This window comes from Longimicrobium sp. (assembly GCA_036387335.1).
Taxonomy (GTDB): Bacteria; Gemmatimonadota; Gemmatimonadetes; order Longimicrobiales; family Longimicrobiaceae; genus Longimicrobium.
This window is the reverse complement of record DASVTZ010000132.1, coordinates 1-13,012: the sequence shown is the minus strand read 5'-3', so window position 1 is coordinate 13,012 and position 13,012 is coordinate 1. Positions and strand designations below refer to the sequence as shown.

14 protein-coding genes are annotated in these 13,012 nt (G+C 70.5%); 2 read left to right on the top strand and 12 right to left on the bottom strand.

All coding sequences use genetic code 11. From position 1 onward, the window contains the following. Positions 1 to 47: 47 nt before the first annotated feature. Both VF647_12390 and VF647_12385 read left to right on the top strand, forming a co-directional pair. Complete coding sequence (locus VF647_12390; protein HEX8452891.1) at positions 48 to 476, top strand: putative toxin-antitoxin system toxin component, PIN family; 429 nt, start codon at positions 48 to 50, stop codon at positions 474 to 476. Further along, positions 473 to 724 carry a toxin-antitoxin system HicB family antitoxin gene (locus tag VF647_12385; protein HEX8452890.1) on the top strand — a complete coding sequence of 84 codons (252 nt, stop codon included), beginning with the start codon at positions 473 to 475 and terminating at the stop codon, positions 722 to 724. Before VF647_12390 ends, VF647_12385 begins: the two co-directional genes overlap by 4 nt. 267 nt (positions 725 to 991) lie before the next feature. Here VF647_12385 and moaA read toward each other — a convergent pair whose 3' ends face one another. From moaA to cysD, 12 genes are all read right to left on the bottom strand, one after another. Further along, positions 992 to 2,044: a GTP 3',8-cyclase MoaA gene (gene moaA, locus VF647_12380; GenBank protein HEX8452889.1), complete on the bottom strand. Its 1,053-nt coding sequence runs from the start codon at positions 2,042 to 2,044 to the stop codon at positions 992 to 994. Next, positions 2,041 to 2,478, bottom strand: coding sequence for a molybdenum cofactor biosynthesis protein MoaE (locus tag VF647_12375; protein HEX8452888.1), 438 nt, complete (start codon positions 2,476 to 2,478; stop codon positions 2,041 to 2,043). Before VF647_12375 ends, moaA begins: the two co-directional genes overlap by 4 nt. Position 2,479: 1 nt before the next feature. After that, the gene (gene moaD, locus VF647_12370) at positions 2,480 to 2,725 is read right to left on the bottom strand and encodes a molybdopterin converting factor subunit 1 (GenBank protein ID HEX8452887.1); all 246 of its coding nucleotides are present in this window, start codon (positions 2,723 to 2,725) and stop codon (positions 2,480 to 2,482) included. A gap of 466 nt (positions 2,726 to 3,191) precedes the next feature. Next, positions 3,192 to 3,497, bottom strand: coding sequence for a hypothetical protein (locus tag VF647_12365; GenBank protein HEX8452886.1), 306 nt, complete (start codon positions 3,495 to 3,497; stop codon positions 3,192 to 3,194). A gap of 57 nt (positions 3,498 to 3,554) precedes the next feature. Beyond that, the gene (locus tag VF647_12360; protein ID HEX8452885.1) at positions 3,555 to 3,740 is read right to left on the bottom strand and encodes a hypothetical protein; all 186 of its coding nucleotides are present in this window, start codon (positions 3,738 to 3,740) and stop codon (positions 3,555 to 3,557) included. Positions 3,741 to 3,921: 181 nt separating this feature from the next. After that, entirely contained in the window at positions 3,922 to 4,218 is a 297-nt protein-coding gene (locus VF647_12355) for an HU family DNA-binding protein (protein HEX8452884.1), read from the bottom strand. Positions 4,219 to 4,538: 320 nt separating this feature from the next. Beyond that, entirely contained in the window at positions 4,539 to 5,663 is a 1,125-nt protein-coding gene (gene carA / locus VF647_12350; protein ID HEX8452883.1) for a glutamine-hydrolyzing carbamoyl-phosphate synthase small subunit, read from the bottom strand. Positions 5,664 to 6,055: 392 nt separating this feature from the next. Then, on the bottom strand, positions 6,056 to 7,834 hold the full coding sequence (locus VF647_12345) for a methyl-accepting chemotaxis protein (GenBank protein ID HEX8452882.1): 1,779 nt from the start codon (positions 7,832 to 7,834) through the stop codon (positions 6,056 to 6,058). A 167-nt stretch (positions 7,835 to 8,001) separates the two neighbouring features. Further along, on the bottom strand, positions 8,002 to 8,967 hold the full coding sequence (locus tag VF647_12340) for a glycosyltransferase family 2 protein (protein ID HEX8452881.1): 966 nt from the start codon (positions 8,965 to 8,967) through the stop codon (positions 8,002 to 8,004). Positions 8,968 to 9,017: 50 nt separating this feature from the next. Then, positions 9,018 to 10,052 (bottom strand): sulfite oxidase, encoded by a 1,035-nt coding sequence (locus tag VF647_12335; protein ID HEX8452880.1) that lies wholly within the window; start codon positions 10,050 to 10,052, stop codon positions 9,018 to 9,020. Then, complete coding sequence (cysC, locus tag VF647_12330; GenBank protein ID HEX8452879.1) at positions 10,042 to 11,925, bottom strand: adenylyl-sulfate kinase; 1,884 nt, start codon at positions 11,923 to 11,925, stop codon at positions 10,042 to 10,044. Before cysC ends, VF647_12335 begins: the two co-directional genes overlap by 11 nt. Before the next feature lie 210 nt (positions 11,926 to 12,135). Continuing rightward, on the bottom strand, positions 12,136 to 13,012 hold an 877-nt coding region (cysD, locus tag VF647_12325), incomplete at its 5' end, for a sulfate adenylyltransferase subunit CysD (protein HEX8452878.1).

Sequence of the window (13,012 nt, the reverse complement as noted above, 5' to 3'; positions counted from 1 at the left end):
GGGCGCTTCTCCGTTGACCTCAGGCGTTGTCGCGCCTACGATGTCGCATGCCTCCGCCGCAGATCGTCATCGACACGAACGTCTTGGTTGCGGGGCTGCGCTCCCGCAACGGTGTGGCGTTCCTGCTACTATCGCTCGTCGGCACGGAACGGTGTGGGATCAACCTTTCCGTGCCGCTGGTCCTGGAGTACGAGGACGTGTTACTGCGGCGTGAGGCTGGGATTCCGCTGTCAGCCTCTGATATTGACGCTGTCCTCGATTTCCATTGCTCGGTAGCTCGTACGCACGAGATCTTCTTCCTCTGGCGCCCGTACCTGCGAGATCCCAAGGACGACATGGTCCTGGAACTTGCAGTCAAGGCTGGGTGTCCCTTCATCGTGACGTACAACGAACGAGACTTCGCGGGCTGCGAGCGCTTCGGCATCAAAGCGCTCACCCCGGCGGCGTTCCTGAAGAAAATAGGAGAGCTAAAATGACGACGCTGAGCCTGCGCCTCCCCGAGTCGCTCCACAAGCAGGTCCGCGAGCTTGCTTCGCGCGAGGGAATCTCGATCGATCAGTTTATCGCCACCGCCGTCGCCGAAAAGATGTCCGCGCTGATGACGGAGGATTATCTCGCCGCGCGCGCAGCTCGGGGTGACCGCGCGAGCTATGATGCCGCGCTCGCACGGATACCCGACGCACCTCCGGAAGAACGGGACCGGGTTCAGGGCTGGGGCGAGTAAACTCGCGGCAACAAAAGCACAAAGTCCGCCTTCGCGGACTCCCGGAGAACATCAGTTGTAGGGGCGCGATTCATCGCGCCCGCCCTCGCCCCCACCCCGATGTCCGCCCTCCGCACCGAGATCCCGTAGGGGCAGACCTGCGTGTCTGCCCGCCCTCGCCGCCACCTCGACCCCGCCCTCCCGCACCGGGATCCCCGTAGGGGCCGCCCCACGTGGCTGCCCGTGCCCGCCGCCGCGCCACCGCCCGCGTTACGACGCGCTCACCCCCTACCCTCCCACTTGGCTCAGCGCCCGCAGCCCCCCGCTCCCCTCGTCGCTCCCCTGCACCAGCCAGTGGCGCTCGGGCTTGATGCGGAGGGTGTGGCGGATCAGCGGCTCCAGCGGCTCGCCTCGGCGGAGAGGATCGCGCAGGGCGGTGTGGAGATCGCCGAAGAGGCACGGCCGGAGCTGGCCATCGGCCGTGAGGCGCATGCGGTTGCAGGTGCCGCAGTAGTTGTGGCTCATGGGCGTGATGACGCCCACCGTCCCCGCCGCGCCGTCGAACGCGTAATACTTCGCCGGCCCGTTGCCGCGCGGCCCCGCAACCGGCCGCAGGTCGCCGATGCGGGCGATGCGCCCGAGGGTCTCCTCCGACGACACGTACTCGTCCTGCGACACGCCCAGGTTGTCGCCGGTCGGCATCACCTCGATGAAGCGCACGTGCCAGGGCCGCTCGCGCGTGATGGCGGCGAACGCCTCCACCTCGTCATCGTTGCGGCCGCGCATCACCACGCAGTTGACCTTGATGGGGAAGAACCCCGCGCGCTCCGCCGCCTCCAGCCCATTCAGGATCGCCTGCGCGGAGCCCGCACGCCGCGAGATGGCGTCGATGCGCTCGGGGAGCAGCGAGTCGAGCGAGACGTTGACGCGGTCCAGGCCCGCGGAGCGCAGCGCATCCGCGTGCTCGCCCAGCAGAACGGCGTTGGTGGAGAGGGCGATGTCCTCGATGCCGGGAATCGCACGGAGGATGCGCACCAGCGACGGGAGGTCGCGGCGCACGAGCGGCTCGCCCCCGGTGATGCGCACGCGGCGCAGCCCCAGACCCGCCATCGTTCGCACGACCTCGCCGATCTCCTCGTACGAGAGGAGCTCCTCGCGGCGCAGCCAGGGGAGGCCTTCCTCCGGCATGCAGTAGACGCAGCGGAGGTTGCACTTGTCGGTCACCGAGATGCGCAGGTACTCGATGCGGCGGCCGAAGCCGTCGGTCATCGGCCCGTGCTCGGGGATGGCGTTCTCGGCGACGACGGGAAGCGCGCCGCCGAGCTGCACGAGGCGCGTCATCCGGCCGCCGGGGTGAAGCCGGGGACCCACTCGTGCGCACCCTCCACGTACCCCTCGCGCTTCCATACGGGCACGCGCTGCTTGACCTGCTCGATGACGTAGCGGCTGGCCTCGTACGCCTCCCCGCGATGCGGCGCCGCTACGGCGATGGCGATGCTCGCCTCCCCCACCTGCAGCAATCCGACGCGATGGACGACGCGGATGTCGCCCGTCCCCCACCGCTCGCGCGCCTCGTCGGCGATGCGGAGGAGCTCGCGTTCGGCCATCGCCTCGTATGCGTGGTACTCGAGCTGGGTCACGGCGCGTCCATCGTTCTCGTTGCGCACCACGCCCCAGAAGAGGAGCGCGGCGCCGTCTTCGCGGGAGAGCGTGTCCGCGAGGATGCGTGCGGCATCCAGCGGCTCGGCGACGACGGCGGCGTAGCTTGCCCCCACGTCAGCCCCCCGCTACAGGCGGAATGAACGCCACCTCGTCGCCGTCATTGAGCGCGGTGGCGGCGGGTGCGTAGTCCATGTTCACGGCCACCACGGGTGATTCGGGGAGCGAAGCGAGCGCGGTGCCCCCCGCGCGCAGCTGCCGCACCAGGTCCGCGACGCGCGCCCCCGCCGGCAGCTCGACCGCGAGCTCGTCCGTCCCGGCGAGGTCGCGGTACGTGGCGAAGAAGAGGGTGCGAACGATCATCGGGCTCCGCGCGGGTGGGTGCATGCGTGCGACGTGGACGAGTACACCGCGGAGGCGGCGGGGTTCGGAAAGCGGGGAATGGGGAATGGGGAATGGGGAATGGGGAATGGGAGATGGTGCCGGAACGCCGGCATCGAACACCGGGGGATGAATCCCCCGGCTGGAACCACGCGAAGCCCGCTGAAGCGGGCTGGGGAGGGTTGGCCCACCACCCTTCTGTCATCCTGAGCGACGCGCGTCTCCGTATCTGCCACGTCTCCAATGCTTGGCGCGGAGTGAAGGATCTAGCCGGTGGGGCGAGAGGATCGCGGTGAAAGGCGAGCCTCTCGGAACGCGCAGTAGATCCTTCGCTCGCGCCATAGGTCAGAGCCGGGGCGAGATCGGGGCGGCGCTTCGCTCAGGATGACAGATGGAGTGATTCGCCGGTCGTCCCATTCCCCATTCCCCATTCCCCATTCCCCGCGGTTCACCCAGCCCCCGACGCCCCCGGCCCGGGCACGTTCTGCCGGACCTCTTCCGGAGGGGCGATGGTGATGAGGAACTGCGAGACCTCGTGGTGGAGGCGCGAGGTGGAGGCGCGCACCATCGTGCGGCCCTCCTGCGTCCCGATGCCGACCGCCACGTCGCCCGCTTCGGTGTTGAAGGTGATGTGCGACGGGCCCTCGTCGGCCGTGAAGCCGCCGTAGGGCGAGAAGCGCATGTTGAAGAACTCGCGCGCCCGGTCGATCACTTCCGCCGGGGACAGGTCGGTCAGCACTTCCTGGATGAGCATACGATCTCCGGTCCGGGTTCAGCGGGCGGACCGGGCAGGAGGTGTGCCACAGGCGTGCTACCGCTCGTCCCGCCCCCGCCCGCGCCATACCTCGTCCTCGTGGTGGCGCATCGGGCGCTCGGCCGGGCCGTCCACCTCGGTGTAGCCGCGGCGGGTGTCGTAGGCGGTCTCGTACGGGCCCAGCGAGCGGGCGGAGAGGGTGCGCGAGGCGCGGGCGTCGCGCGGGTCGAACGACTGCGGCATGGCGGGAAGCTCCGGGTGGAAGACACCCGCCGGAGCACGCAAGAAAAACGCCCGCCCCGGGTCCCGGGGCGGGCGGTCGCACGGCGTCGGCAACACAGAGAGTGCTGAGTCCTAAGTGCTAAGTGCTGGAACCATGCGCATGGTAGTTCAGCACTTAGCACTCAGGACTTAGCACTTCCGTTCAAACCTCCAGCACCTTCTCCTCCACCAGTGCGCGGAGCTCCTTCGACGGCTTGAACACCGGCACGGCGCGCGGCGGAACCTCCACCGGGTCGCCGGTGCGCGGGTTGCGCGCCAGGCGGCTCTTGCGCTCACGGACCTTGAAGGTGCCGAACCCTCGGATCTCGATGTTCTGGTGATCCGCCATGGCGTCCTTGATGGAGTTCAGGAACGAATCCACCACCACCGCGCAGTCGCGCTTCGTGATGCCGGGGCCGATCGTGTCGGCGACCTTCTGTACCAGATCCGCCTTGGTCATGAAACTTCCTCCTGGGGGGGTTGATGCTGGGGCTGTGCCCCGGGTCGATGCGCGACGCAGCGCAATTCGAGCGATAGGAGCCGCGCGGCCCTCCTTCGGGATGGAGGAGCCTCCCGAAGAACTCCTTCGTGCACGCGACGGCCGGAAATGATTTGCACCGCTGTTTCACCCGTTTTCAGGGCGAAAAAACCGGGTTCGGCAAACGTTGGATCGTTGCGGCCGGAGGGGGCGGAGCAGGCGCGTTGCGGGCGAAGACGGCCTAAGGGGGTGTGGGACGGCTATTTAGGACGACCGAAGGATAATCCGCCGCCCGCGTGCCGTCAAGCGTCTCCGCCCGCGAGGTTGCGGCGGCGCTCCATCTCATCCACAAAGCGGTCAAAGAGATAGACGGAGTCGTGCGGCCCCGGCGCCGCCTCGGGGTGGTACTGCACCGAGAAAACGGGCTGCTCGGTGTGCTCCACGCCCTCCACGGTGCCGTCGTTCAGGTTGACGTGGGTCACGCGCAGCCCCGGCGCGCCGGGGATCCCGCTCTCGTCTCCCTCCACCGCGAAACCATGGTTCTGCGAGGTGATCTCCACCGCCCCGTCGCTCACGCGGCGCACGGGGTGGTTGCCGCCCCGGTGGCCGTACAGAAGCTTGTAAGTAGTCGCCCCAAATGCGCGTGAGATGAGCTGGTGGCCCAGGCAGATCCCGAAGACAGGCGTGTCGCGTGCGCCCAGCTCGCGGATGGAGTCCAGCGCGTGGGGCACCGCCTCCGGGTCGCCGGGGCCATTGGAGACGAAGAGCCCGTCCGCCCCCGCCGCGACGATCTCCTCCACGGGCGTGTGCGAGGGGATCACCGTCACCTCGCAGCCGCGGTCGGCCAGGAGCTGCAGGGAGTTGCTCTTGACTCCGAAGTCGTACGCCAGCACCCGGTAGCGCCGCTCGCCCGCGGGGGTCACGGTGTAGCGCTCGTGCGTGGAGACCTCGTCCGCCAGGTCCAAGCCCGCCATGGAGGGCTGGGCGAGGATGCGCTCCAGGAGCGCGTTGCCCGCCCCGTCCGCCGGCGCGATGGCGGCGCGCATCGACCCGCGCGAGCGGATGTGGCGGGTGAGGGCGCGCGTGTCGACGCCCTGGATGGCCACCACGCCGCTGCGCTCGAGGTAGTCGTGGAGCGGCTCGGTCGCGCGCCAGTTGCTGTGCATCGGCGGCGCTTCGTGGAGGATGAAGCCGGCCACCTGCGGCCGCGCCGACTCCTCGTCCGCCGGGTTGACGCCGTAGTTGCCGATCAGCGGGTAGGTCATCGCCACGAGCTGGCCGGTGTACGACGGGTCGGTGAGGACCTCCTGGTACCCGGTCATCGAGGTGTTGAACACCACCTCGCCGAACGCCGTCCCCCCGGCTCCGTACGACTCGCCGGCAAATACGCGTCCGTCTTCCAGCATGAGCACGGCAGGTGCGGCCAACGGGGTCGTCTCCGTCCAAGTGCAATGTAGAGCGGTAGATGCGGGCGGGAATCTACGGGGGTGGGCGGGTGTGTCAAGGCGAGGGGGAAGTGCGTGAGTGCGTGAGTGCGTGAGTGCGTGAACCACGCCGGCTGCCCCCAACCCCTTGTCATCCTGAGGGAGCCGCCAGACGGATGCCCGCCGTGCGCCGTACTCCTGCGGCGACCGAAGGATCTAGCCGGCGAGGCGAGAGGCCGGCGCGAGACCACGGGGCCCTCGTTGCGCGCAGTAGATCCTTCGCTCCGCGCCAGAGTTTGGAGCCGCGCGGAGGTTGGTGCCGCGCGTCGCTCAGGATGACAGATATGGGGGGGACCAACGCACTTACGCACTTACGCACTTACGCACTTACGCACTCACCCCATCCGCGCCGCGACTCGGAAATACCGCACGCGCTCCTGCAGTGCCTCCGCCTGGGCGGAGAGCTCCTGGGCGGTGGCGGCGAGCTCTTCGGTGGCGGCTGCGTTGGATTGGGCGACCTGGTCCACCTGCTCCATCGCGCGGTTGATGTGGCCCAGGCTTGCGGTCTGCTCGTCCGATGCATCGGCGACGCGCTGCATCTGCTCGGTGGTGAGGCGGATGGTGGGCACCAGCGCCACGATCAGCCCGCTCGAGCGTTCCACGGTCTCGATGCTGCCCGCGGCCAGCACCCTGATCTCCTGCGCGGACTGCTGGGCACGCACGGCCAGCTTCCTCACCTCGTCCGCCACGACCGCGAACCCACGCCCCTGCTCCCCCGCACGAGCCGCCTCGATGGCCGCGTTGAGGGCGAGCATGTTCGTCTGCTCGGCGATCTCCTCCACGATGCTCACCCGCTGCGTGATCTCGTGCATCGCCGCCACGGACTCCTGCACCGCGTTGCCGACCGCCGCCGCCTCTTCGGCCGCGCGCAGGGCGTTGCGCTCCACCACCCTGCTCTCCGCCGCGTTCCGGCTCACGGTGGCCCCGATCTCGTCGAGACTGGCCGTCGTTTCCTGGGCCGCCGCGGCCTGGTCGCCGGCGCCCTCGGCCAGCGACTGCGCCGTGAGGGTCATCTGGCCGGAGGCTCCGGAGAGCACTTCCGCCCCCGTGCGCACGTCGGAGATCACCGTCGCGAGCCGCTCCACCATCGAAGTCAGCGCGGCGCTGAGCGCATCCTCACCCGAGCGCCGCGGCACAGTGACGGTCAGGTCGCCCGCCGCGATCTGCTCCGCGATGCGCGCCATCTCGCGCTCGGACTCGACGACTTCGGCCAGCGCGGCGCTCAGCCGGTCCTGCGCGGAGCGCGGCGTCACCCGCACCGACAGGTCTCCGGCGGCGACGCGGGCCGCGACTCGCGCGATCTCGCGCTCCGACTCCACCGTCGTCTGCATCGCGCTGGAGAGGCGGCCGATCTCGTCGCGGCGTTCGCGGTCCCGTCCGACGTCCACATCCAGATCGCCCCGCGCAAGCTGCTCGGCCACCTGGACGAGTCGTGTGATGGGCACGGTCACCTGGCGCTCCATCTCCCGCGCGATCGCGCCGACCGCAAGGCCCAGCAGGAGGAGGGATGCGAGGGTCGCCGCCCAGGAGACCCAGGCCGCGGTCCGCGCACGGCGAGAGAGGGCTTCGGTGTCCGCCTCGTGCCCTTCCTCCAGGGTGCCGAGCGGATCTCTGAGGCGCTCCAGCTTCACTTCGAGCTCGGGAAGCCGTCCGGCGGCCGCGGCGAGCTGGCCCCCGCGTGCCAGCGCCGCGATCTCATCGCCAAGCATCTGCAGCGAGTCGCGCGTACGGTCCGCGATGTCGAGGAGCTCGCCACTCCCCTCGCGCACCCGGGGGAGAGCCCGGTACGTCTTCAGTCGCTCACGCGTCTGGGTAATGTTCTCGGCATATGTGTCCAGCCAGCGCGAGCGCGCGGCCGGGTCGGGCGAGCCGGCCGCCTTGTGCAGCGCGAGCACCACCTGGTGCGCATCGCGGTCCACGTTGAGCACGAGGCCCAGTCCGGGGAGCTCCTGGCGAGCGACCCGCTGCGCGATCCCCCGCTCCGACGCGGCGCTCCAGGTGAGGGCGGCCAGCGCCAGCGCGGCGACCGCGCACAGCGCCGCGAGGCCGCTCACCAGCTTGCGGCGGAACGACCAGTGGCGGAGTCCCTCGTTGGAAGCACGGAGCGCAGACATGGTTCAGAGGCCCAGGAGCGGATTAACTCGGCGGGACAGTCGGGGGTGGAGGACATCGGCAGGCCGGATGACACGAACAAACCGCACTAACGCACTCACGCACTCACGCACTCACGCACTCACGCATTCACGCACTCACGCACTCACGCACTCACGCACTCACGCACTCAAAAGTACCCCAGCGCCACCATCAGCCTGTGCGCCACGTCGTCCACGGCCCGGTGGCGGTAGGTGGCGGGGCGGAGGGCGTAGCGGAGCCGGCGGGATGTAGACTGGCGGCTGGCGAGGAAGCGGTCCAGGGCGGCAAGGCGCACCGCGTCCAGCGCGCCGCCGTACAACGCGCGGAACTCCTCCGCCTGCGCAAAGAGCGGCGACATCCCGCGGCGCTTCTGGAAGTTGCGCACGCGTGACCAGAGCCCGCGCGGCATCCCCACGGTGTTGCTGGGGTGCTGGCGGTAGAGGAGGCTCGGCTCGGGGTCGAAGTGGATCGTGCCGAAGGCGGAGACCACCAGATACGCCCAGTGGTCGTGCATCAGCGCTCCCTGCGGCGTGCTGCGCGTGAGGAGCTCCCAGGCCGCGTGGTTGAACATCATCGTGCACCCCGACACCTGGTTCTCCACCAGCGCGTTGCGGAAATCCAGCGCCCGGACGTCTCTCCGCGGCTTGTCGAGCGGCTCAAGGTGCACGTCGACGGGCGTGAGGCCGGAGCAGTAGAGCGCGGGGCGCGCGGGATCGGCTCGCGACAGGTACTCGACCGCGCGCGCCACCTTGCCCGGCAGCCACACGTCGTCCTGGTCGCAGTACGCAAAGAACTCGGCGCCGGGCTCGGCGTCGCGGAGCGCGCGGAAGAAGCTCTCCGGCACGCCCACGTGCGCCCCGCGCTCCACCGTGGCGGAGCGGCGGCGGGCGTACTCGTCCAGGATCGCCAGCGTGCCGTCGGTGGAGCCGTCGTCGCGCACGCGCAGGTCGAAGTCCTGCAGGCTCTGCGCATCGAGGCTCGCCAGCAGCTCGGGAAGGAACTCCGCGCCGTTGTAGGTGGAGAGAAGGATCTGGACCCGCGCGGGCCGCGGCGGCGCGACGGGGAGCGGCTCGGCGGACGCGGTCGGGCGGACTACGGTGGAGCGGTGATGCATCTGGACGGTCCCACTCCTGATTCGCAAGAAGGTGCGGCGCGTTGGGCGGGTCAGCGCGCTTCGACGACGACCGCGCGTACCGCGTTGGCGCCGTAGCCGAGCCGGTTCCAGCGCGGGGCGTCCGGCTGCACGTTCCCCGCCGCGTCGTGCGCGCGGACGCGCAGGGTGTGGCGCCCGGGCGCGCGGCTCGCCCATTCGTACTCCCACCGCTGCCACAGGTAGCCGCCGGAGGCGGGGTGCACCCGTGCATCCTCCCACGCGTCGCCTCCGTCCACCGCCACCTGCACGCGGGTGATGGGCCCCGTGCCGGACCACGCCCACCCGTCCACCGTGACCGGCCCCGTGCCGAGCACTTCCCCGCCCCGCGGTCCGGTGACGACGGCCTTCACCGCCATCTCCGCGACGGGTACGATGGGGCCGCCGGCGCCGTAGTCCAGCACGTAGCGGTCGCGCTGGAACCAGCCGGCGAACGGCTCGGTGAGCACGGAGATGCGCGCCACCCACTTGACGCTCGCCATCCCGTACCAGCCGGGGACCACCAGCCGCAGAGGCGCGCCGTGCTCGGGCGGCAGGGGCTCGCCGTTCATCTCGAACGCCAGCAGCGTGTCCGCGTGCAGCGCCTTCTCCATCGGGAGCGAGCGGGCGAAGCGGATCTCGTTGCCCCCCGCCACTCCCTCGTCGGCGGCCTCCACGAGCACCTCCACGGCCCCGTGCGCGACGCCGGCGCGGGCGAGGACGTCCGCAAGGGAGACGCCGCCCCACTCCGCCGTCGCCACCGCGCCGCCGCCCCACAGCTCGCCCGCTGGCAGCGGCGCGAGGGTGAGGCGGTCGTTCCCCGCGCACTCCAGCGTCACGCCCACGGTGCGGCGGGGGAGGCGGGCCAGCTCGTCCATCCCCAGCTCCAGCGGCTCCCCGACGGCGCCGTCCACGCGGATGCGGTGGGTGCGCGCGTCCAGATCTGGGAAGGGGAAGTTGCTGCGGACGTAGTGCAGCCCCGCGGGTGTGATCTCGGTTGCGAGCGCTTCGAGGGGCGTCTCGGCGCAGAGCGGCGACGGGCGGACGACGACGCGCGGCTCACCGGCCATGGATCTCTCCCAGGACGCCGCGCTCGCGCAGCAACTCCAGCAGGCGCGCGGCCGATGCTTCGGCGCTCTCGCGGTCGGTGTGCAGGACCAGCTCGGGACGCTCCGGCGCCTCGTACGGCGACGACACGCCGGTCAGCTCGGGGATCTCGCCGCGCTCGGCGCGGGCATAGAGGCCCTTGGGATCACGGCGGCGGCACTCGTCCAGGTCGCACTCCACGTGCACCTCCAGAAAGGAACCCTCGGGAAGCATGCCGCGCACCCGGTCGCGGTCGGCGCGAAACGGGGAGACGAGCGAGCAGAGGACGATGGAGCCCTGCTGGAAGAAGAGGCTCGCCACCTCGCCCACGCGCCGCACGTTCTCGCGCCGGTCCTCCGCGCTGAAGCCGAGGTCGCCGGTGAGGCCGTGGCGCAGCTGGTCGCCATCGAGGAGCATCGTCGAGCACCCCATGCCGAAGAGCTGGCGCTCCAGGGCGCGGGCGGCGGTGGTCTTCCCCGCCCCGGGAAGCCCCGTCAGCCAGACCACGGCGGCGCGGTGCCCGTTGCGGCGCTCGCGCTCGGCGCGCGAGATGTTCCACCCTTCCCAGGCCACGTTGGGCGAGGCCTCCGTCCGCTCCTCTTCGCCCGAGCGCACCCCGGCGCGGATCATCCCCGCGGCCACCGTGGCGTGGGTGAAGGGGTCGATCAGGACGAAGCTCCCCGTCTCGCGGTTGATGCGGTACGGGTCGAAGCAGAGCGGCGAAGCAGTGGTGATCTCCACCCGACCGATGTCGTTGGTGCCCAGCGCGTCCACCCGCTCGCGGTGCAGCGTGTCCACGTCGATGCGGTAGACGAGCTTCGTGACGCGCGCCCGCACGGTGCGCGTGGTATGGCGCAGGAGGTACGGGACGGCGGTGTCGAGCGGCGCGTCGCCCATCCAGCAGATGGTGGCGTCGCACTCGGTGGAGACGGTGGGGTGGTTCATGCGCCGCACCAGCATGTCGCCGCGCCCGGCGTCGACCTCGTCCTCCAGCGTCACCACGACCGAGTCGCCCGGGCCGGCCTCGGCCACAGGGCCGTCGAAGGTGCCCACCGACCGCACGCGCGAACGGGTGCCGGCGGGGAGGATGGACACCTCCTCGCCCGGCGAGATGGTGCCGGACGCCACGCGCCCCGCCAGCCCGCGCCCGCCGGAGCGCACCACGTACTGGATGGGGAAGCGGAAGTCGATGCGGTTGCGCCCCGCCCCCACGTGCGCGTTCTCCAGCTGGTGGAGGAGGGTGGGCCCGTCGTACCAGGGAGCACGCTCGCTTGGCACCGCCACGTTGTCGCCGTGCAGCGCAGACACTGGGACGAAGGAGAGGCTCCCGATCTCCAGCCGCTGCGCGAAGTCGCGGTACTCCGCCACGATCCTGTCGAACGTCCCCGCGTCCCAGTCCACGGTGTCCATCTTGTTGACGGCCACCACCACGTGCGGAATGCCGAGCAGCGACGCGATGAAGCCGTGCCGCCGCGACTGGGGGAGCACGCCGCGCGCCGCGTCCACCAGCACCACCGCCAGGTCCGCGGTGGAGGCGCCGGTGACCATGTTGCGGGTGTACTGCACGTGGCCGGGGGTGTCCGCGATGATGAACTTGCGGCGCGGCGTGGCGAAGTAGCGGTACGCGACGTCGATGGTGATCCCCTGCTCCCGCTCGGCGCGCAGGCCATCGGTGAGGAGCGACAGGTCCACCCCGCCGCCGCCGCGCCGCCGGGTGGCGCGCTCCACCGCCTCGAGCTGGTCTTCGGGCACCGACCCCGTGTCCAGCAGGAGGCGCCCGATGAGGGTGCTCTTGCCGTCGTCCACGCTTCCCGCCGTGGTCAGGCGCAGGAGCTCCGTCTCAGTCTCGTTCATCACCGATTGCCGCGCGGACGCGTTGGAGAAAATGGGCTCACGCGGAGGCGCGGAGACGCGGAAGAGGAACAATGAGAACAGATCGTCCCGATCGTAAGAACGAGTCGGGCTCTCCCAGCGCCTCCTTCTCCTCCGAGACCCTCTCTGCGTCTCCGCGTCTCCGCGTGAGCCTTCCGTTGCGGCCTTCGCACGCACCGGAATTGTGCATCAGGCTCAGAAGTACCCCTGGCGCTTGCGGTCTTCGAGGGCCGCTTCGGAGCGGTGATCGTCCGCGCGGCCGCCGCGCTCGCCCACGCGCAGCCCCGCGATCTCGGCGATCACCTCGTCCACGGTGGATGCGGCGGACTCCATGGCGCCGGTGCAGGTGGCGTCGCCCACGGTGCGGAAGCGCACCTGCCGCTCCTCGTAGCGTTCACCGGCGAGCAGCGGCACCCACGGCGTGCGCGCCAGAAGCTGCCCGTTGCGGGCCACCACCTCGCGCCGGTGGGCGAAGTAGAGCGAAGGAAGCTCGATCCGCTCGCGCGCAATGTACCGCCAGATGTCCATCTCGGTCCAGTTGCTGAGCGGAAATACGCGGAAGTGCTCCCCCGGATGGCGGTGCGCGTTGAACAGGCTCCAGATCTCCGGGCGCTGGTTCTGCGGGTTCCACTGCCCGAAGCGGTCGCGGTGCGAGAAGAAGCGCTCCTTGGCCCGCGCCTTCTCCTCGTCGCGCCGCGCGCCGCCCAGCGCGGCGTCCGCCTTGAGCTCGGCGATGGCGTCGAGGAGCGTGACGCTCTGCAGCGAGTTGCGGCTGGCGCCCGGCCCCGTCTCGTCCACGCAGCGGCCGCGGTCGATGGAGTCCTGCACCGTGCGGACGATCAGCTCCACCCCCGTCTCGCGCGCCAGCCGGTCGCGGAACTCCAGCGCCTCGGGGAAGTTGTGCCCCGTGTCCACGTGCAGCAGGGGAAACGGGATGGGGCCGGGCCAGAACGCCTTCTGCGCCAGCCGCACCAGCACGGTGGAGTCCTTGCCGCCGGAGAAGAGGAGGACGGGACGCTCGAACTCCGCCGCCGCCTCGCGCAGCACGTAGACGGCCTCGCTCTCCAGCGCG